This is a genomic window from Streptomyces mutomycini (assembly GCF_001700505.1).
GTDB classification, from domain to species: domain Bacteria; phylum Actinomycetota; class Actinomycetes; order Streptomycetales; family Streptomycetaceae; genus Streptomyces; species Streptomyces mutomycini.
Genome location: NZ_MAPV01000228.1, coordinates 1 through 20,290, shown reverse-complemented (window position 1 = coordinate 20,290; position 20,290 = coordinate 1). Strand labels below are relative to the sequence as shown.

Genomic DNA, 20,290 nt, shown 5'->3' with positions numbered 1-20,290 from the left:
GTACGGGTCGGCGAGGTCGACGCTCGCGTGCGGGCGGAGGCCGAGCACACCGCGGTGGAAGAGGGTCGCCTCGTCGAAGTGGTGCCAGGGCTGGGTCAGCGCGACATGGTCGACCCGGGTGATCCCGATGTCGCCGGTCCAGCCGGAGCGTCCGGCGTCTCCGGACCTCTGGCCGTCCCCGGGCCCGTCGGTGACGCAGAAGAAGAACTCGGTGCCGTCGGGCGCGGCCACGGCGTCCAGCGGGGCGTCGCCGGGGGCGCGGCGCCGGGGCAGGACGGGGGCGAGCAGTGACTCGGCCCGCGCGGCGGCGCCCGCCGGGTCGGGGCTCTCCAGGCCCACCGCGGTGAGCGAGGGGTCGGGCCGGTGGCTGCCGGTGTCGGTGTTGAGCAGGATGCGTGCCTCGCCCTGTTCCCAGAGGTCCACCGGTTTGCCGGAGTGCCTGGCCGTACGGGAGAAGCCCAGCGCGGTGAGCAGGGGGGCGATCCTGGCCGTGTCGGCCGTGGCGATCTCGACGAAGGCGAACCCGGTGGGAACGACCGGTGCCGGGGGCGCGGTCAGCCCCGCCGACTCCTGGAGCAGCGTGAGCGAGCGCCGGGCGTCCACCGCGGTGCGGCCGGCGTCGGCCTGGCGGAAGACGTCGTTGAACACCTCCAGCGAGAGGGGTCCGTCGTATCCGGCACGGACGGCGGCCCGCACCAGCCCGGCGACGTCGAGGTCGCCCTGGCCGGGGAAGCAGCGGTGGTGGCGGCTCCACTGCAGCACGTCGAGGGCCATCTGCGGAGCGTCGGCGAGCTGCAGGAAGAAGATCCTGTCGCCGGGGATGGCCTCGATCCCAGTGACGTCGGAGCCCCTGGCCAGGATGTGGAAACTGTCCAGGCAGACCCCGAGGGCGGGGTGGTCCGCGGCCTCGACGATGCGCCAGGCGTGCTCGTACGTACTGACATGACGGCCCCACGCCAGCGCCTCGTACGCGACCCTTACACCGGACTCCTGCGCGAGACCGGCCAGCCGGTGCAGCTGCTCGGCGGCGAGGGCGTCGTCGTCGACGGCGTACGGCGACACGCTGGAGCAGACCAGGACGGTGCCGGTGCCGAGCCGTCGCATCAGCCGGAACTTGTGCTCGGCGCGCCTCAGGTTGCGGGCGAACTCGTCGGCGGGGACGGCCTCGATGTCGCGCATCGGCTGGAAGAGGTCGATCGTCAGACCGAGATCGGCGGCCCGTTCCCTGATCTCCTCCGGGCCGAGCGGGCTGCCGGTCAGGTCGTTCTCGAAGATCTCGACGCCGTCGAAGCCCGCGCGCGCGGCCGCGGTGAGTTTCTCGGTGAGCGTTCCGCTGAGCGAGACGGTGGCGATGGACGTTCGCATGTCGGTCCTCCTCGGGGCTTCAGTGCGCGGACGTGAGGTCGGCGATGTCGTCGAGCATCCGGGCGGTGTCGGGTTCGCGGCCGGTGAAGAGCCGGAAGGAGTCGGCGGCCTGGTAGGCGGCCATGCCCCCGCCGTCGAGGGTGGGGCAGCCGAGGGCGCGGGCGGTGCGGACGAGGGTGGTTTCCAAAGGCCTGTAGACGACCTCGGCGACCCACAGACCGGGGTGCAGCAGGTCCGCGGGGAGCGGGAGTCCGGGGTGGGCGGCCATACCGATGGGCGTGGCGTTGACCAGGCCGTCGGCGCTCACCGTCTGCGCCGCGATGTCCAGCAGGTCCGCGGCGGCGGCCCGGCCGGGCCCGAACTGGTGGTTCAGGGAGGCCGCGAGGGCCGCCGCCCGGTCGGGCAGGACGTCCAGCACGGTGAGCCGGCCTGCGCCGAGGGCGAGGAGGGCGTGGGCCACGGCGGCTCCGGCACCGCCCGCTCCCAGCTGCACGACCCGGTCGAGCCGTGCGTCGGGCAGCCCGCGCGCGAAGGACGCGGCGAAACCGGTCGCGTCGGTGTTGTGGCCGATCGCACGGCCCCCCTCGAAGACCACGGTGTTGACCGCGCCGAGCGCCTCGGCCTGCGGGGAGAGGGCGTCGAGGTGGGCGAGGACCTGCTGCTTGCAGGGGTGGGTGACGTTGAGACCGTCGTAGCCCATGTCGCGTGCGGAGCGCACGAGTTCGCCCGTCCTCTCCGGCGGGACCCCGAGTGTGCCGATGTCGATGAGGCGGTAGAGGTAGCGCAGCCCCTGCCGGTCCGCCTCGCGTTCGTGGAGCGCGGGGCTGAGCGAGGGGCCGATGCCTGAGCCGATGAGGCCGACGAGATACGAGTCCGGGCTCACCGGTTCTCCTCCAGGAGGTGGGCGAGGTGGGTGAGCGCCAGGGCGTATCCGTGGGCACCCGCCCCGCAGATGACGGTGTCGGCGACGGCGGAGACGTGACTGTGGTGGCGGAAGGGCTCCCGCCGGTGGATGTTCGACAGGTGGACCTCCACGACGGGGAGCTCCACGGCGGCGAGCGCGTCACGGACGGCGACCGAGGTGTGGCTGTAGCCGGCGGGATTGATCACGATGCCCCGGTGCGCCGTGCGGGCCTCGTGGACCGCGTCGATGAGCACGCCCTCGTGGTTGCTCTGGCGGCAGTCGGCGCGCAGCCCGCGGGCCGCCGCGGTGCTCCGGCAGAGCTCGTCGATGTCGGCCAGGGTGTCCTTGCCGTACACCTCGGGCTCGCGCAGGCCGAGCAGACCGAGACTGGGTCCGTTCAGCACGAGGACGGGGACGCCCGGGGGCGGGACCGGTGGGTTCGGCATCGTTCACTTCCCGTGGACGTAGCACTTAATGTACGGACTGGTTAGTTAGTCATACCCAAAGTCAGCCGCCCTGGGAAGCCCCCGGGCCGAATCGGCCGCCGGGGACACCGCCTCTAGAATCGCGAGCACGCACCGCCTGCCGCGAAGGATCCGGATGACCAGCACCGAAGGACCCGCCCAGCCCGCCGTGCGGACCCGCGACGCGGCGCGCACCAAGGACGAGATCCTCACCGTGGCGACCCGGGAGTTCGCCCGCATCGGCTACGCGGGCGCCCGGGTCGACGAGATCGCCGCCAGCACCCGCACCACGAAGCGGATGATCTATTACTACTTCGGCGGCAAGGAGCAGCTGTTCACCGCGGTCCTGGAGCGGGCCTACAGCAGGATCCGGGAGGCCGAGCAACTGCTGGACGTCGAGCACCTGGACCCCGTGGCGGCGGTCCGCCGGCTGGCCGAGGTGACCTTCGACCACCACGAGGACCACCCCGACTTCATCCGCCTGGTGAGCATCGAGAACATCCACGAGGCCGAACACATCGCGGCGTCGGCCGAGTTGAGCCGCATCGGCTCCCCGGCGATCGAGGTCCTGCGGCGCATCCTCGACACGGGGCGCGCGTCGGGGCTGTTCACGGCGGACGTCGACGCCGTGGACCTGCACGCGATGATCAGCTCGTTCTGCTTCTTCCGCATCGCGAACAGGCACACCTTCGGCGCGCTCTTCGGGCGCGACCTGGTGGAGGCCGGGCGGCGGGAGCACTACCGGACCATGCTGGGCGACATGATCATCGCGTACCTCACGGCCGACCGGGCGGCGTAGGGCCGGCGCGCCGGGCCGCGCGGAGCCGGAGGACCCCGAGCCGGAAGGCGCGGAGCCGGACCGGCAGGTGACACAGGGCCGGACGACAGGGACCTTCCGGGAACCTGGACCTTCCGGGAACACCGGGCCCGGACACCCGAGATGGCCGGGCCTGATTCTGTGCGAACTCTTGACAGGGGCGTCAACTGCTCGCAACATCCGTAGCCATCCGCAACTAACTACCTAGTGCGTTAATTAGCCGGGTCGCTCGCCCTCCCCCGCACGGAACGTCCCCCGAAGGAGCCCGCCGTGACCGCTCACGACCCTTCCGCCGGCCCGCCACCCGACGAGCCCCGGGCCCAGCCCCGCAAAGCCGCACTCGCCGCCTGGATCGGCAGCGCGCTGGAGTACTACGACTTCTTCATCTACGGCAGCGCGGCGGCGCTGATCTTCCCGAAGGTCTTCTTCGACGAGTCCGACCCGGCGAACGCGACCCTGCTGTCGCTGGCCACCTTCGGTGTCGCCTACGCGGCCCGTCCGGTCGGCGCGCTCTTCCTCGGCCACGTCGGGGACCGGCTCGGCCGCAAGAAGATCATGGTCTTCACGCTGATGCTGATGGGCATCTCGACCTTCCTCATCGGCTGCCTGCCGACCCGGGACCAGATCGGCGGGGCCGCGCCCGTCCTGCTCGTCCTCCTGCGGATCCTGCAGGGCGTCTCCGCGGCGGGCGAGCAGGCCAGCGCCAACTCGATGAGCCTGGAACACGCGCCCCGGAACCGGCGAGGCTACTTCACCAGCTTCACCATCAACGGGACCCAGGCCGGTCAGCTGATCGCGACCCTGGCCTTCATCCCGGTCGCCGCCCTGCCGGAGGAGCAGCTCCTCTCCTGGGGCTGGCGCATCCCGTTCTGGCTGAGCGTCGCCGTCGCGGTCACCGGATACGTCATCCGGCGCACCCTGGAGGAGACCCCGGTCTTCACCAGGCAGGCGGCGACCGAGGGTGTGGCGAAGATGCCGCTGGCCGTGCTGCTGCGCGACCACTGGGCCGACGTGCTGCGGGTCGTCGCGGCAGCCGTGATCGCCACGGTCAGCACGATCTTCACCGTCTGGGCCCTGTCGTACGCCACCAGCGACGCCGTCGGCATGAGCCGCACCGGCATGCTGTGGGTGGGCGCGCTGGCCAATGTGGTCGCCCTGTTCACCATTCCGCTGTGGGCCCGGCTCTCCGACCGCGTCGGACGCCGGCCGGTCTTCCTCGTCGGGGCGGTCGGCAGCGCGGTGGCGATGCCTCTGTACCTGTGGGCGATCTCCACCGGCAGCTATCCGCTGACGCTGATCCTCGGCGTACTGGTCTTCGGCGTCGTCTACAGCGCGGCCAACGGCATCTGGCCCGCCTTCTACGCCGAGATGTTCCCCACCAGGGTCAGGCTCTCGGGCATGGCGATCGGCACCCAGACCGGCTTCGCCATCGCCGGCTTCGCCGTGGCCTTCGCCTCACAGATCGCCGGCCCCGACGGGGACGACTGGGCCGGTGTCGCCCTCTTCGCCGCCCTGCTCTGCGTGCCGCCGGTCGTCGCCGCGCTCTCCGCGCGCGAGACGGCCCAGGTGCCGACGGAGCAGCTCGGGGAGCGCCACGCCGAGGTGCCGGCGAAGGCCGGTGCCTCGGTCAAGGCCTGACTCCCACTGCCCCTCGGGGGACGTGGCGGTCGGCACCGGAGGGGTGCGGGTACGGCTCGGGAGGGCCGCCCCCGCACTCCTTGGGCCCGGCCACGGGTGTGGGTACTGGTGTGGATACGGGTGTCTCTACGCCTTGCTGCCGGCCGCTTCCGGTACCGGCGTGCCCGCGACGTCCCCGGCCTCCCGGTCCGGCCGTTCGGCCGCATCGGTGCCGGCTCCGGTCCCGGTCCCGGTGCCCGTCCGCAGCCTGCGCGGTCCGGCCAGGGCGTAGGTCAGTCCGAAGCCGGCGGCCACCACCGCCGCCCCGCCGACCGCGTCCAGCACCCAGTGATTGCCCGTGGCGACGATGGCGGCGACCGTGAACAGCGGGTGCAGCAGCCCCAGGACCTTCATCCACGTCCCTCGTGCGAGCAGGACGATGACGACACCGCACCACAGTGACCAGCCGAAGTGCAGGGACGGCATCGCCGCGTACTGGTTGGTGACAGCGGTCAGCGCCCCGAAATCGGGGCTGTCGAGGTCCTGCACCCCGTGGACCGTGTCGATGAAGCCGAGTCCCGGCATGAGGCGCGGGGGCGCCAGTGGGTAGAGCCAGAAACCGACCAGGGCGAGAACCGTGGCGAAGCCGATGGTGGTGCGCGCCCAGCGGTAGTCGGAGGGCCTGCGCACATACAGCACGCCGAGGATCGCGAGCGGCACGATGAAGTGGAACGTCGAGTAGTAGTAGTCGAAGAAGTCGCGGAGCCAGGGGATGCCGACGACGGCGTGGTTGGCCCAGTGCTCGATGTCGATGTGCAGCCACTGCTCGGCCGAGTGGATCTGCCGGCCGTGCTCCTCGGCGGTGGGACGCCCGGCGGTCGCCGCGAGCCTGACCTTCGCGTAGGCGGAGTAGACGACCCGGATGAGCAGGAGTTCCAGCAGCAGGTTGGGGCGGCTGAGCACCCGGCGCCAGAACGGCAGGAGCGGCACCCGGGCGAAACGCGCCGGCACCGGCTTGGCGTGGTCCGTGGGAACCGGCCGCCGCCAGTGGGGCGAGGTGCGGGACAGGAACGGCACCGCGCAGGCCGCGCCGAGCGCGGCGACGAGCAGCGCGTTGTCGCGCAGGGGAAGGAGCACGCCGACGTTCGGCAGCAGCATCTTCCCCGGCAGCGTGAGGACGAGCACCACGACCGCCGGCCAGACCAGCCGGTCCGAGGCCCTGGTGCCGGCCCGGCCCACGACGGCGAGCAGCACCCAGAGCAGTTGGTGCTGCCAGGCGGTGGGCGACACGGCGACGGCGACGCAGCCCGTGATCGCCACGGCCAGGAGCAGTTGCCCGTCCCGGGCGTAGCGGGCCGCACGGCGCAGCCCGAGGAGGGCGACGACGGCGGCCAGGGCCAGGAACACCGCGATCTCGGCCGGCCCCTGGAGCCCGAACCGCAGCAGAGCGCCGTGCAGGGACTGGTTGGCCAGGCTGTCCGGGCGCTCGCCGAGGCCCGCGCCCGCGAGATGGTGCACCCAGTACGCCCAGGAGTCACGCGGCATCACCACCCAGGCCAGCGCGGTGCAAACGGCGAACGTGACGCCGCCGCTCAGGGCGGCCCTCCGTCTCCCGGTGAGCCAGAAAAAGACGGCGAAGAGCAGCACGGCGGGCTGCAGCGCGGCGGCGATACCGGTCAGCACGCCCGGAAGGCGCTCACCACGGACCGCGAAGCAGGCGATCAGCACCAGCAGGACCGGCAGGATGCTGATCTGGCCCAGGTGCAGGGTGTTGCGGACGGGCAGCGACACCATCAGCAGGGTGATCGCGACGGGCAGGGCCAGGAACGCGGTGCTCCGGCTCACGGGTGCGGGCAGGGCGCGTACGACGACGTAGCCGAGCAGCACGACGAGCAGCAAAGAGCCGAACGTCCATACGACGCCGAGGGCCTGTTCCGCCGAGACCGTCAACGGCTTCAGTACCAGCCCGGCGAACGGTGTCCCGGTGAACCTGCCCGGGTCGTACAGGGAACCCGCGATGTGCAGGACCCCGGTCGCGCCGGTCCAGGTCTCCAGATCGGTCAGGCGTTCGCCGGGCGGCCTGCGCAGCACCACCGCCACCTGACGTACCGCCAGGACACCGACGACCAGCCAGAGGACTGCCCTGACAGCCGCCGCCCTGGGGTCCTTCGAGTGGATCGCACCCGCTCCGGCCTGACCCAGGCCGAAGGCCTTGTCCTCCGGACCGGCCCCCGCGTCCCCCCGCACACTGCGCTCCACATCTGTCACGCTGCGCCGACCCTCCCGTTTTTCATGCACTGTCCCCTCGGCCCGGGTATGTGCGGATGAAGCCTCGCATTGCCCTATGAGGTAGACACAATCAACCCCCTCTTCGCCTGACTGTCACCACCGATTTGCCGAAAGAGTGCCCGAATCCCGCCGGGTGGCCTTCGGCCGGCGGTCGTGGCGCGGCCCGTCAGGGCGCCGGCGATCAGGCCTCGCACTCAGGGACGTCCGCCTGCCAGCCCGCGAAGAGTGGGACATCCGAGGAGCCGTCCAGGACGACGACACCGAAGGGCCGGTCGAACGCGATGTGCCGCACCGCACGCGGCCTCGGGGCGGCAGCCCTCGTCGTCACGACCGTGACCGCAGCGGCCTCCACCCCCTTCTCGGCGATCTTCACCACCGCTTCCTGGACCGCCTCGGAGATGTGGAGGGGTACGGGCGAGAGGCCGGAGAAGTCCGCCGCGCCGGAGTCCGTCGCGCGCCGCACACCGAGCGCCGGCAACTGGTCCATGATGCGGATCTTTGTCCGCATGGTGAAGCGCGGCAGCGAGAAGGTCACGGCGCCGGCGTCCAGGGGAGCCCGAGATCCCTCGGAGGCCCACGCGAGGGGCAGGACCCCGGCGGCCCCCTCGCCCGGCTCGCCCAGGACGAATCTGACCCGCGCCGGTGCCGGACCGCCCGGCTCAGCGCGGCAGCGCAGCTCGACGACGTGAGCACCCGACGTGGTCCACACGTCCCCGGGCCGGACCGACGCGTGCATCGTCGCCACGGGGAGGCTCGTACCCGTGGCGTCGGTGAACGGGACGTCACGGGTGCGGGCCATGTCGAACGGCAGCTCCCAGAACGCCTCCAGAGCCAGGACGTTGACCAGGGCGAGCGCGATGTCGCCGCCGAGGGACAACGGCAGCCGCTCGATCAGGCCACTGGTCCGCTCACGCACCCACGCGTCGGCCTCCGCGACATCCACCGGGCCAAACCCGACGTCGGGCAGCGAGCGTTCGTACTCCTCATGGAGCGGCACGCTGTTCCACACCCTGGTCGCCACGTTCAGGGCCTCCGTTCGCCCCCAGTCCCGCGCCGCCTCCGTCATCGCGGCGGCGGCCTCCCGCCCGGCCACCCCGAGCAGTGCGCGCAGTTCCGCGGCCGTTTCCGTACGGGCGCCGGCGGCCACGGCGGTCAGGGCCAGCCAGAGTCCGGCGGGCGAGCACACGAAGCTGCTCCCGCCAGGCCGCGCCAACTCCCCTGTCCACCGCTCTCCGAGCCGCTGGACCGCCGCTTCGAGGGCCGTATCCGTCGTCATCGTCTCCCCCTGCGTGTTTATCGGTTTGTCTTCCTGTCACACCCTGGACAGAATGAACCAGTGACCTGGACCGTGACCCCCGAACACTTCGGCAGCCCCGAGGCGACTCTGCTGCGACGTGACTACTACGACGAGGTGGCGAGCCGCTACTGGGGCCGCCCCGCGACCACGGAGGAGATCGACGACGGGCTGAAGGACGACGGCGTCGGCCTGCTCGCGACTCCGACCGGGGAGTTCCTGGTGGGACGGTACGAAGGCGAACCGGCGAGCTGCGCGGGCCTGCTGCTGGTCGACGCGGCGACGGCGGAGCTGACCCGGGTGTTCGTCAGGCCCGGTTTCCGCTCGACGGGCGGCGGCGGCGCGCTGCTCGCGGGCATCGAAAGCGCCGCGCGGGCGTACGGGGTGCGGCGGATCCGGCTCGACACCCGCGACGACCTGGTCGAGGCACGCGGGCTCTACGCGAAACACGGCTACCGGCAGGTCCCGGCGTTCAACCAGGGCCCCTACGCGGAGCACTGGCTCGCCAAGGAGCTCTGAGACCCCGAGGCGGCGGGGTCAGCCCGCCCAGTGGTCGCGGCGCGGTTCGGGCATGTGCGGCCGCTCCTTGCTCGACCCGCTCACCTCCGCCGTCAGCTCCGTCACCAGCCGGACCAGGTCGGTGGGCCGGTCCGGGCCCCACCAGTCGCCCAGCAGTTCGGCCAGCGACTCCTCCCGGGCCTGGGACAGCCGGACCACGGCCTCCGCGCCCCGCTCGGTGAGCACCAGCTGCATCCCCTCCCGCCGGGCGTAGCCGAGTCCCTCCACCTGGCGGGCGGCCGAGGTGATCACTCTCAGCGGCACGGGGGCGACCTCGGCCAGCCGGCCGGGCTCGACGGTGCCGTGCCGTTTGATGCGAAGGAGGAGCCAGCTGGCGGCGGGCTGCAGGTCGTAGCCGGCCTTCTCGGTGATCTTCTCGTAGATCTCCCGGCGCCCCTCACGCGTGGCGAGCACCGAGAGGGCGCGGGCGCACTCGTCGTAGGACGATCGCTGGACCGGGTTCGAGGCCAGGGTCTCGCTGCTGTCGGGTGCCGTCACGGACCCCCGCAGGGGTTCCTCCTTGAGGAACCAGGCGAAGACGAAGGCGAGGAGGACGACGGGTGCCGCGTAGAGGAAGACGTCGGTGATGGAGGTCGAGTAGGCGCTGAGGACCGAGGGGCGCAGATCCGCGGGGAGCCGGCCGATGGCCCGGGGATCGGCGGCCAGTGCCCCGGCGTCGACGCCGGGCGGCAGCGAACTGCCGCTGAGCGCGTCCTCGAGTTTGCCGGTCAGCCGGTTGGTGAAGACGGTGCCGAAGACGGCCACGCCGAAGGACGCGCCGATGGACCGGAAGAAGGTCGCCCCCGACGTGGCGACACCGAGGTCCTCGTATCCGACGGAGTTCTGCACGATCAGCACCAGCACCTGCATCACCAGGCCGAGCCCCGCACCGAAGACGAAGAAGCAGAGGCTCATCGTCCAGTTGGAGCTGGTCTCGGAGAGCGTGTGGAGCAGCAGCAGACCGACCACGGTGAGGCCTGTGCCCGCGATCGGGAAGACCTTCCAGCGGCCCGTCCGGCTGACGATCTGGCCGGAGCCGGTCGAGGTGAGCAGCAGCCCGAGGACCATCGGCAGCATGTGCACACCGGACAGGGTGGGACTGATGCCGTGCACGATCTGGAGGAAGGTCGGCAGATAGGTCATGGCGCCGAACATCGCGAAGCCGATGACGAAGCTGATGACGGCGACGAGGCTGAAGGTCCTCTTCCGGAACAGCTTCAGCGGCAGCACCGGTTCGGTCGCCCGGCGCTCGGCCGCGACGAACGCGACGAGCAGCACCACGGCGAGGACCGCGAGGGCGATGATCTGCAAGGAGTCCCAGGCCCAGGTGGTACCGCCGAGCGAGGCGACGAGGACCAGGCAGGTGGCGACGGAGGCGATGAGGAAGGTGCCCAGGTAGTCGATGGTGTGCTTGGTGCGGCGGACCGGGATGTGCAGGGCCGCGGCGATGACGAGCAGTGCGACGACGCCGACCGGCAGGTTGATGTAGAAGACCCAGCGCCAGCTGAGGTGCTCGGTGAAGAAGCCGCCGAGCAACGGCCCCAGCACGCTGGTCGCACCGAAGACCGCCCCGAACAGGCCCTGGTACTTGCCTCGTTCGCGCGGGGTGACGATGTCGCCGACGATCGCCATCGACAGCACCATCAGCCCGCCGCCTCCGAGCCCCTGGAGGGCGCGGAAGCCGATCAGCTGCGGCATGTTCTGGGCGACGCCGCAGAGCGCGGAGCCGACGAGGAAGATGACGATGGCCGTCTGGAAGAGCTTCTTGCGCCCGTACTGGTCGCCGAGCTTGCCCCAGAGCGGGGTGGCCGCGGTCGCCGCCAGCAAGTAGGCGGTCACCACCCACGACAGATGGTCCAGGCCGCCCAGTTCGCTGACGATGGTGGGAAGAGCGGTGGACACGATGGTCTGATCGAGTGCGGCGAGCAGCATGCCGAGCAGCAGCGCGCCGATGGACACCAGGACACTCCGCCGGGACCGCCCCTCGCCCGCTGCAAGGGGTGGAGGGCTCAGCTGCTGGGCCATGTTGCATCTCCTCGGGTCCGCTTCGCCCCCATCCTTGCCGCTGCGTGCCGTTATGGCCTGCCGAGCGGTGCCGGGTCCTGTCCGGGGAGTCCCGGCCGGGCGGAACTCCCCGGACGGGACCCACAGGCGTTGGGCTCCCTGCGGCGACCTGCATAATCGCAGGCAGTTAAAAGGGGAGGGGAACCCAGGATGACCGGACAGATGTGCCCGGAGTGCGGTGGCGAGCAGAGCGCGAGACCCGGGGCGGGGTGCGCCTGCGGTGCCGGCGCGGCCACGCGGGGCGGGCAGGAGGCCCGTTCGGCGGAGACAGCGGCGGCCGAGGACTTCGACCCGCTGCGGATACGGCCGTACGTGACGTTGCACAGCGACGACACGCAGGACCACGGAGCCCCTGCGGCTGCCACCACGATGCCGCTGTTCCTGGACGGGGTGGCGGGCGGAGCACCGGGGCCCGCGCCGGGCCCGCTGCCCGGCGCCGCCGTCGTGGACGAGACCCGTCGGCGTAGGGCCGCGGCCTATCCGGGCGATGGCGACGATCCCGTGCAGCCACGCCGTCGACGGCCGTTCGCGGTGATCGCCGTAGGGGCGGCGGTGGCCGCGGTGGTGGGCACCGCCGCTTTCGCCGGCGGCCTGTTCGACGGCGAGGACAGTACGGACACGGCGCTGCCCGAGGTCACGACGAGCACACCGGACGCGGGCGGGGAGCCGGCCGCTTCCGTGTCCACGTCCTCGTCCGCGACCCCGTCGGCCACGCCGTCCCGGTCGGCGTCGGCATCGCCTTCGGCGACCGCCTCCCCGTCAGCGAGCCCGACGCCGTCACGTTCGGCCGTCGCTTCGAAGTCACCGACGCCCTCGGCGTCCGCGACGAAGGCTCCCACCACGGCGGCGACGCCGCTCGCCGACGAGGCGTCCGGAGCCACGCTGCGACTCGGGGACCGTGGCGCGGAGGTCTCCGAGCTGCAGCGGCGGCTGCAGGAGGTCTGGGTCTACCGGGGGCCGGAGGACGGCGACTACTCGGAGCGGGTGGAGGAGGCCGTCGCCGAGTACCAGAGGTGGGTGTCGGTCACGAGCGATCCGCCGGGCGTCTACGGGCCGGAGACCCGCCGTGCCCTGGAGGCGCAGACGAGTGGCAGGGGCCGCCACCGCTCCTGAGGCCGCTGTGGACTCTGCTCCGGCGCTCCCACGCAGCCGGATTGGCGTTTCGGCGCATGTTTTTGTATCGTGTGGGAACAAAGTAGCCTCCGCCCGTTCTCCCTGACCGGCGGGCGGGGCTGCTTGTTTCCTTCCTCCGCAGCTACGAGCTGTTCCCCCGCGCTCTGGAGCATGCCGATGCCGGCCACCGTCCTCGAAGCCCGCGCCCTCCTGCTGGACATGGACGGCACCCTGGTGAATTCCGACGCGGTGGTGGAGCGCTGCTGGCGCCGCTGGGCGGTCACGCAGGGCCTCGACCCCGAAGCCGCGCTCAAGGTGGTCCACGGCCGCCAGGGTTACGCCACGATGGCCGCCCTGCTGCCGGACCGCCCCATGGAGCAGAACCACGCGGAGAACCGGATCATGCTCGCCGAGGAGACCGCCGACACGGACGGGGTGGTGCCCATCGGCGGTGCCGCCGCCTTCATGGCGTCGATCGCCGCCCTCCCCCACGCGCTCGTGACCTCGGCCGACGAGGCGCTCGCCCAGGCCCGGATGACGGCGGCGGCCCTGCCGATGCCCGCCACCCGCGTCACCGCCGAGATGGTGGGCGCCAGCAAGCCGGACCCCGAGGGCTTCCTCAAGGGCGCGGCTGAGCTGGGCTTCGACCCCGCGGACTGCATCGTGTTCGAGGACTCCGAGGCGGGCATCACGGCGGGCCGGGCAGCGGGGATGCGTGTCGTGGGCGTCGGTCCGCGCGCGGCCGCGCTCTCCCCCGACGCCCATGTGGAGGACCTGACGCGGCTCCGTGTGGAAGCGGGCGCCGACGGTTCGGTCCGCCTGCACATCAACGCCGCGTAGTTCTCCGGCGGCCTTGCCCGGTCCCGGGGCCATCGCCGGGTCCCGGCTGTCGGGGCTCACCCCTCTCGCGCCGCCCCGAGTCCCCTCACTCGCGGTGCAGCAGCCCCAGCGCGACCAGTTCCAGCACCAGCGCGACGGCGACCACCTGCACCGCCATCAGTGCCACCAGGACGAACAGCTGCACGGCGCCCGCCTCCACAGGTGAGGCCCCGCCCAGCAGCATGCCCACGAACGCCCCGGGCAGGGTGACGAGCCCCACGGTCCGGGTCTGGTCAAGCCCCGGCAGCAGCGCGTCCGACGCCGCGGGGCGGGCGATCTCCAGCCGGGCGTCCCGGTCCAGCAGACCGAGCGCCATCCCGGCCTCCACCTCCCCCCACCGCGTACGGAGCTCGTCCAGCGCCCGCCGCCCGCAGAGCACGGTCGCGGTGAGGGCTCCCCCGATGAGGATGCCCGTGACCGGGATCAGTGCGATGCCGCGTACGGGGAGGAGCCCGGTGAGCAGCAGCACCACGACTACGGGCACGACGCCCGCACCGATCGGCAGCGCGGCCCACCACCAGGTGCGGTTACCGGTGATCCGTCGGCCCGCGGTGCGCACCGCGACCGCGAACATCAGCAGCAGGAAGCCGAGCAGCGGCCCCAGGGAGCGCACCACCCAGCCGATGAGCAGCGAGACGGCGGCCAGTTGGACCGCAGCACGCAACCCGGCGACCGCGATCTCGCGGGCCCGGCCCAGTGAGGCATACGCGGCGACGGCGACGGCGAACACCAGGAGCAGGGCGAGCACGACGCCGAGCAGGGGACCGACCGGAAGCAGCACGCGGCCACCCTAGAGGCCGAACACACGTGCCCCGGAACATCCCCGGAACCGCCGGTTCGTCAACATCGCTCCTCGAACGCATTTCGGACGGGACGTCAGCCCGACCGTTCTACCTCTTGATGTGACGTGCGCATGTCGTCACTCTGTTACCTGGCGACCACCCCACCGAAACCCGGCGCCGCCACGATGGCCTGGCTCCACAGGTCGCCCATGCAACGTCCCCCCACCTCAAGGGAGTTCAGATGTCAGGTATCTACGCGCGTCGCATAGCCGTCCTCGCCGCCTCGGCCGCGCTCGCCGCCACCACGGGACTCCTCACGGCCCCGACCGCCCAGGCCGCGATGCCCACCCCGGTCAGCGCCTCGACAGCCCGCACGTATCTGAGCCAGCTCAGCGTCTCCACCGAGGGCTCCTCGACCGGCTACAGCCGCGACAAGTTCCCCCACTGGATCACTCAGTCGGGAGCCTGCAACACCCGTGAAGTGGTGCTGAAGCGCGACGGCACCGGCGTCGTACAGGACTCCGCCTGCGCCGCGACCAGCGGCAGCTGGTACTCGCAGTACGACGGCGCCACCTGGACCGCCGCGTCCGATGTCGACATCGACCACATGGTCCCGCTGGCCGAGGCCTGGCGCTCCGGGGCCAGCAGCTGGACCACCGCCCAGCGCCAGTCCTTCGCCAACGACCTGACCCGCCCTCAGCTCATCGCGGTCACCGACAACGTCAACCAGTCCAAGAGCGACCAGGACCCGGGCGAGTGGCTCCCGCCCCGCACGTCCTACCGCTGCACCTACGCCCGCGCCTGGGTGCACGTCAAGTACTACTACGACATGACGGTCGACTCCACCGAGAAGAGCGCCCTGCAGTCCGTACTCAACGGCTGCTGACCCCTCCCGCCCCGGCGGAACCAACCCGCCCTCCTCCGTCGTTCCGTACCCTACGGAGCCATCGGTCACGGCGACGCGAGGAGGGCACACATGGCCGGGCTACGCCTGGGACCACTGCTGAGGTACGTCGACTGGGAGGCCGGCTCGCGGGCGACGGTATGGGTGGAGGCGACCAGGCCCTGCACGGCGGAGGTCCGCTGCGCGGACGGCGCTGCCGGATCCTCACCCACGTTCGCGGTGCAGGGGCACCACTACGCCCTGGTGGTGGTGACGGGCCTGACACCCGGCTCGACCACGCCCTACGAGGTGCTGCTCGACAGCCGCCGCGTATGGCCGCCCGAGGACTCCCGTTTCCCGCCGAGCACGATCACCACGCCGGCCGTACCGCAGCCGGACGAGGCGGGTCCGCTGCGGGTCGCCTTCGGTTCCTGCCGGTGGGCGGCTCCGCCCGCGCACGGGCACGACCCCATCGGTCCCGACGCGCTGGACACGCTGGCCGCCCACCTCGCCGCCGACCCCGGAGCCGTGCGTCCGGACGTCCTCCTGCTCCTGGGCGATCAGGTGTACGCGGACGAGACCTCGCAGGCCACCCAGCGACGGCTCGCGGCGCGCCGCGAGCTGGACGAGGCTCCCGGTGCGGAGGTCGCGGACTACGAGGAGTACACCCACCTCTACGACGAGTCCTGGCGCGACCCGGACGTCCGCTGGCTGCTGTCCACGGTCCCCAGTTGCATGATCTTCGACGACCACGACGTCATAGACGACTGGAACACCAGCGCGGCCTGGGTCCGGGACATGCGTCGCACGCCGTGGTGGCACCAGCGGATCGTCAGCGGGCTCATGTCCTACTGGGTCTATCAGCACCTCGGCAACCTCTCCCCCGACGCCCTGGAGGCCGACCCGGTCTACGCGGCCGTGCGCGCCGCGCCGGACGGCACCGAGACCCTGCGTGACCACGCGGCGGCCGCGGACGCCGATCCCACACGGGCCCGGTGGAGCTACCGGCGTGTTTTCGGCCGAACACGGCTGCTGATGGTGGATACCCGGGCGGCCCGGACCCTCGAGGAACAGCAGCGGTCGATGCTCCGCGAGGAGGAGGCCCAATGGCTGCGTGACGAGGTGCTCTCGGACCCCGGGGCGCACGACCATCTGCTGATCGGCACCTCCCTGCCGTGGCTGCTGCCGCCCCTCGTCCACGACGCGGAGACGTGGAACGCGGCACTGTGCCGCGGCGAGCGGGGCGAACGCTGGGCGCGCCGCGGGGAAAAGGTGCGGCGGGCCGCTGACCTGGAGCATTGGGCCGCGTTCCCGGAGTCCTTCCGCCGCCTGTCGGAGCTGTTGAGGGAAGCCGGCCGCGGGCCGGACGCACCCGCGACGGTGTGCGTACTTTCCGGCGATGTGCACCATGCCTACATCGCCGAACCGCAGTGGTCCGATTCCGTCCCGGACGACACGCGCACCGCACGCGTCCTGCAGTTGACCTGCTCCCCCGTCCACAACTCCATCCCCGGCTACATACGTACCGGCTTCCGCTTCGGCTGGAGCCGGGCGGGCCGATGGCTCGGGCGCGCGCTGGCGCTCCACGGGCGCACAGGGCGCCCTCCGATGCGCTGGCGCAAGACGGGCGGACCGTGGTTCGGCAATCAGCTCATGACTCTTACTCTGCACGGCCGGAATGCCGCGCTGACATTGGTTCAGGCCAGAGCCAGACCCACAGGGGCACAGCTCGAGCCCGTTCTGGAGCGCACGCTGACATCGAACGAATGACCAAGTTTCAGCCAGTCGACAGAATGTTGAACTTGCAAGCACAACTGAGGTCAACCTAACCTGAGGGGCCCCGATCGGTTCACGTCCCCAGACCGAAGGAGCCCCACCCCCCATGTCCATACGTCTGAACCGGGCCCAGCCCTACGCACTCGGCCTCTTCCGCGTCGTCATCGGCTTCCTCTTCGCCTGCCACGGCGCCGCCTCGCTCTTCGGAGTCCTCGGCGGCTCCGCAGGCGGCGGCACCGTCCCCACCGGTACCTGGCCGGGCTGGTACGCCGCCGTCATCCAGCTCGTCGGCGGCACCCTGGTCGCGCTCGGCCTCGGCACCCGTATCGCCGCCTTCGTCTCCTCCGGCTCCATGGCCTACGCGTACTTCAAGGTGCACCAGCCCGAGTCACTGTTCCCCCTGCAGAACGGCGGTGAGGCCTCGGCCGTCTTCTGCTGGGCCTTCCTGCTGCTGGTCTTCACCGGCCCCGGCGCCGTGGCCGTGGACCGGCTGTTCACCTCGCGCGGCGGCTCCGCGCACGAGGGTGAGCCCGCCCGCGAGAAGACCCAGGCCGTCTCCGTCTGACCCCCGCGTCCCCCGCTCCGGCCCCCCGCCTCGAAAGGCGGGGGGCCGGAGTCGTACGTGACCTGCACGACATCAGCCATCCACCCGGCGAATACCAGGTGAACCGGGTGAGCGGCAGGCGTACGCTGTACAGCTGGCCCTGCCGCTCCTGCCGCCCCCCTTGCGACGCCGTGGCGTCGCGGCTCTGCCGCGCTGCAGCTGCGCAGCGACGGCACTGGACACGGGGACACGGGACGGGGATCAGAAAGTGCTCGAGAGTGTGGGTGCGCTGACCGGCAGCCCATGGATCTACGCGGTGGTCGCCCTCTCGGTACTCCTGGACGTCTTCCTGCCCGTCCTCCCCAGCGGCGTGCTGGTGATCACCGCCGCCACGGCTGCGGCCGCGAGCACGACAACGGTCACCGCGGCTGCCGGTGAGGCCACCCGGCAGGTGCCCTCGCTCCTGGCCCTGATCCTCTGCGCGGCCACCGCCTCGGTCCTCGGCGACCTCGTCGCCTACCGCCTGGCCTGGCGCGGCGGCGACCGCCTCGACCGGGCCATCGCCCGGTCCCGCCGCCTCACCTCCGCGCAGGAGCGCCTCGGCGCGGCGTTGAGCCGGGGCGGTGGGTTCCTGGTCGTCATCGCCCGTTTCGCCCCGGCCGGCCGCTCCGTCGTCTCCCTGGGTGCGGGCGCCGCTCACCGCAAGGCCAAGGAATTCCTGCCCTGGTCGGCCGTGGCCGGAGTGGCCTGGGCGGTCTACAGCGTGGGGCTCGGCTACTTCGGAGGCCAGTGGCTGGGCGCGGGCTGGCTGGGCACGGCCGTCTCGGTCCTCGCCCTGTTCCTGGCGGGAACCCTCGCGGCGCTGTTCGTCCGTCGCCCCGCACACGCCCCCACGACCCCGGCGGACGGAGCCCCGGCAGGGGCCTGAGACCCGCGCAGGCATCGAAGGCCCGGCGGCGCAGAACCGCAGCGCAGGCCCGCAGCGCGGGTCAGGCCCGGGCGGCGCCCCGTATCTCCAGACCGTCCAGCAGCCGCTGGGTCGCCTCGGCGATCTCGGCCACGGCGCGGTCGAAGACCTCCTGGTTGTGCGCGGCGGGCGCGCGGAAGCCCGACACCTTGCGCACGTACTGCAGGGCGGCGGCTCTCATCTCCTCCTCGGTGGCCTCTTCGGGGATCGCTGGTGGACGAAGTGTCTTGATGCTGCGGCACATGCCTCCAGTGTGCGACGCGCCACTGACAACGCGCCTCAGGACCTACGCCCCCGGCCGGTCCCCGAGCGGCTCGACCGGAGGAATGACGTAGCTCCCGTCGAGAACGGCCTGATCGGGCAGGTGGAGCCGCATCACCGACAGGAAGCCGCCCGCGGGCACCGGCAGCCAGTTCGCCGCCTCGACCGGGTCCGCCGGGCGTTCCGCGCAGAGGTGCAGGGTCAGCGAGCCGTCGGCACCGTGGACGAGCCCGGGCGTCCGGCCCCCGATCACGTACCTGTCCGCCGAGTTCGCGACCAGGTGGCCCCCGGGGCTGTCGTACGCGGCCAGCGACCAGAACGCCCGGACCGGCGGCGGCTGCGCGAGGCGCAGCGTGTAGCGGTGGGCGCCGTCGAGGGGGCGGCCCCGGGAGTCACGGGACGTGTGCGCGTGCACCGCCTCGTATCCGTGGGGCAGCCAGTGACCTCGCCGTGCCGCAACGGCCCTGACCAGGTACGACGCCTCCCGGTCGGAAATCGTCCACTCCGGCGGGCCTAGCGTGCCGACGCCGAAGTGGTCCAGGTTGTAGTCGCGCAGGTGCGGGTGCGTCTGCCAGGCACCCGACGGGGTCTCGGCCGTCACCGCGGCACGGCGGGCGACCTCCTCCACCCGGAGCCTGCCCAGCGCGATCCCTCGCCCCAGCGCACGTACGAGGCGGGGCCCGGCCGATGCGTACGGCGAGATGCCTTCCTCCAGAAGCCCCAGGGGCTGGAATCGGTCCTGGTACGCGCGATCGGCGGCGGAGGGCGGGAAGTCCGCCACCCACACCCGGAGCTCTTCGAAGAACCGCAACTCCCCCGGCACTCCCGGCTCGGTCGCCGGGAGCGCGGTGCGGTGGGCCCGGTCGCCCAGGTGCGTGAGCGTGAGCTCCTGCTGAAGCGCTCTGACCCTCGGCATGTCCCCGGGCCCGTCGCACGCGAGGCGGCCGACGACGGAGACGACGGAGGTCGGCGCGTCGATCACCCCCGACACCCCGCCGGGCACGGTGCCGGCCCAGCCGGGCGGCACGATGAGCCAGTCGCCCTCACCGGTGGTCACCCGGGGCCCGAGGTAGGCGAAGGCGTTGCTCCAGGCGTCCACGAACTGCAGGACGTAGTACGCCCCGGCGGTGTCCGGGACGTGCAGTCTGACCGGTCCGCCGGAGAGGTCGAGGTGGGCGAGCGCGTCGACGAGGTCCGCCGGGGCGAACGGGACGCGTGTGGCGGGCGTGGCCGGCCCGTCCGCATGGGCGAAGTCGTTGAACGCCGTCGGCGCAGGCGCCCCGCTGCCGTCCCGCAGGCCGGCCTGGACGGCCGACAGGCGGCGGACGAGCGGCGACCCGTAGACGTACGCGTCGGCGGCCAGCGCCGTGATCGCGTCCGGCTCCCCGCCTCGTCCCACGGTCACGTCAGATGACCGGCTTCGTCCGGTGGGCGCACAGGGCCCAGATCACGAAGGTGTCCAGCGCGATGGAGATGATGGCCCACACCGGCTGGTAGGGCAGCCAGACGAAGTTGGCGATCAGGTTCAGGGCTGCCAGCCCGATACCCACGCCCCAGGCCCAGGCCGCGCCCTTGAGGATGCCCCATCCGACCAACACCAGGATCACCCCGAGGATCAGGTGGATCCATCCCCAGGCGGTGATGTCGAACTTGAACGTGTAGTTGCTGATGCGCGTGTACACGTCGTCGGACGCGATGCCCGCGATGCCCTTG

Annotated in this window: 19 protein-coding genes; 9 read left to right on the top strand and 10 right to left on the bottom strand. The window is 71.9% G+C overall.

All coding sequences use genetic code 11. The features are described from left to right. The 3 genes from BFF76_RS27590 to aroQ all read right to left on the bottom strand — a co-directional run. On the bottom strand, positions 1-1,365 hold a 1,365-nt coding region (locus BFF76_RS27590; RefSeq protein ID WP_065849293.1), incomplete at its 3' end, for a sugar phosphate isomerase/epimerase and 4-hydroxyphenylpyruvate domain-containing protein. A gap of 19 nt (positions 1,366-1,384) precedes the next feature. Beyond that, a complete protein-coding gene (locus BFF76_RS27585) occupies positions 1,385-2,248 on the bottom strand; it encodes a shikimate dehydrogenase (protein WP_065849292.1) in 864 nt (287 codons plus the stop codon). Further along, positions 2,245-2,715 (bottom strand): type II 3-dehydroquinate dehydratase, encoded by a 471-nt coding sequence (gene aroQ / locus BFF76_RS27580; protein ID WP_031099276.1) that lies wholly within the window; start codon positions 2,713-2,715, stop codon positions 2,245-2,247. The genes BFF76_RS27585 and aroQ overlap by 4 nt, the downstream gene beginning before the upstream one ends. Positions 2,716-2,869: 154 nt before the next feature. Here aroQ and BFF76_RS27575 point away from each other — a divergent pair, with 154 nt between their 5' ends. After that, complete coding sequence (locus tag BFF76_RS27575) at positions 2,870-3,532, top strand: TetR/AcrR family transcriptional regulator (protein ID WP_031099278.1); 663 nt, start codon at positions 2,870-2,872, stop codon at positions 3,530-3,532. Positions 3,533-3,820: 288 nt separating this feature from the next. Then, positions 3,821-5,188 (top strand): MFS transporter, encoded by a 1,368-nt coding sequence (locus tag BFF76_RS27570; protein WP_065849291.1) that lies wholly within the window; start codon positions 3,821-3,823, stop codon positions 5,186-5,188. A gap of 126 nt (positions 5,189-5,314) precedes the next feature. Here BFF76_RS27570 and BFF76_RS27565 read toward each other — a convergent pair whose 3' ends face one another. Next, a complete protein-coding gene (locus tag BFF76_RS27565) occupies positions 5,315-7,435 on the bottom strand; it encodes a bifunctional glycosyltransferase 87/phosphatase PAP2 family protein (protein WP_031099284.1) in 2,121 nt (706 codons plus the stop codon). Between the two features lie 202 nt (positions 7,436-7,637). Then, a complete protein-coding gene (locus BFF76_RS27560; protein WP_065849290.1) occupies positions 7,638-8,732 on the bottom strand; it encodes a serpin family protein in 1,095 nt (364 codons plus the stop codon). 60 nt (positions 8,733-8,792) lie between these two features. Here BFF76_RS27560 and BFF76_RS27555 point away from each other — a divergent pair, with 60 nt between their 5' ends. Continuing rightward, the gene (locus BFF76_RS27555) at positions 8,793-9,269 is read left to right on the top strand and encodes a GNAT family N-acetyltransferase (RefSeq protein ID WP_031099291.1); all 477 of its coding nucleotides are present in this window, start codon (positions 8,793-8,795) and stop codon (positions 9,267-9,269) included. A gap of 18 nt (positions 9,270-9,287) precedes the next feature. Here BFF76_RS27555 and BFF76_RS27550 read toward each other — a convergent pair whose 3' ends face one another. After that, entirely contained in the window at positions 9,288-11,333 is a 2,046-nt protein-coding gene (locus BFF76_RS27550; protein ID WP_065849289.1) for an MDR family MFS transporter, read from the bottom strand. 189 nt (positions 11,334-11,522) lie between these two features. Here BFF76_RS27550 and BFF76_RS27545 point away from each other — a divergent pair, with 189 nt between their 5' ends. Further along, a complete protein-coding gene (locus BFF76_RS27545) occupies positions 11,523-12,485 on the top strand; it encodes a peptidoglycan-binding domain-containing protein (protein WP_065849288.1) in 963 nt (320 codons plus the stop codon). Between the two features lie 177 nt (positions 12,486-12,662). After that, on the top strand, positions 12,663-13,325 hold the full coding sequence (locus BFF76_RS27540) for an HAD-IA family hydrolase (RefSeq protein WP_065849287.1): 663 nt from the start codon (positions 12,663-12,665) through the stop codon (positions 13,323-13,325). An 85-nt stretch (positions 13,326-13,410) separates the two neighbouring features. Here BFF76_RS27540 and BFF76_RS27535 read toward each other — a convergent pair whose 3' ends face one another. Then, complete coding sequence (locus tag BFF76_RS27535; protein WP_031099301.1) at positions 13,411-14,145, bottom strand: ABC transporter permease; 735 nt, start codon at positions 14,143-14,145, stop codon at positions 13,411-13,413. Positions 14,146-14,387: 242 nt separating this feature from the next. Here BFF76_RS27535 and BFF76_RS27530 point away from each other — a divergent pair, with 242 nt between their 5' ends. From BFF76_RS27530 to BFF76_RS27515, 4 genes are all read left to right on the top strand, one after another. Then, entirely contained in the window at positions 14,388-15,032 is a 645-nt protein-coding gene (locus BFF76_RS27530) for an HNH endonuclease family protein (protein ID WP_031099302.1), read from the top strand. A gap of 90 nt (positions 15,033-15,122) precedes the next feature. Further along, positions 15,123-16,799 carry an alkaline phosphatase D family protein gene (locus tag BFF76_RS27525; protein WP_065849286.1) on the top strand — a complete coding sequence of 559 codons (1,677 nt, stop codon included), beginning with the start codon at positions 15,123-15,125 and terminating at the stop codon, positions 16,797-16,799. Positions 16,800-16,911: 112 nt separating this feature from the next. After that, complete coding sequence (locus BFF76_RS27520) at positions 16,912-17,370, top strand: DoxX family protein (protein ID WP_053928501.1); 459 nt, start codon at positions 16,912-16,914, stop codon at positions 17,368-17,370. Between the two features lie 247 nt (positions 17,371-17,617). Beyond that, on the top strand, positions 17,618-18,277 hold the full coding sequence (locus BFF76_RS27515; protein ID WP_053928502.1) for a DedA family protein: 660 nt from the start codon (positions 17,618-17,620) through the stop codon (positions 18,275-18,277). A 61-nt stretch (positions 18,278-18,338) separates the two neighbouring features. Here BFF76_RS27515 and BFF76_RS27510 read toward each other — a convergent pair whose 3' ends face one another. The 3 genes from BFF76_RS27510 to BFF76_RS27500 form a co-directional block, all read right to left on the bottom strand. Next, positions 18,339-18,560 carry a DUF2277 domain-containing protein gene (locus BFF76_RS27510; protein ID WP_031099309.1) on the bottom strand — a complete coding sequence of 74 codons (222 nt, stop codon included), beginning with the start codon at positions 18,558-18,560 and terminating at the stop codon, positions 18,339-18,341. Between the two features lie 42 nt (positions 18,561-18,602). Beyond that, complete coding sequence (locus BFF76_RS27505) at positions 18,603-19,982, bottom strand: DUF1254 domain-containing protein (protein WP_065849285.1); 1,380 nt, start codon at positions 19,980-19,982, stop codon at positions 18,603-18,605. Between the two features lies 1 nt (position 19,983). After that, the coding region (locus tag BFF76_RS27500; RefSeq protein WP_065849284.1) for a DUF7144 family membrane protein at positions 19,984-20,290 on the bottom strand (307 nt) is incomplete at its 5' end.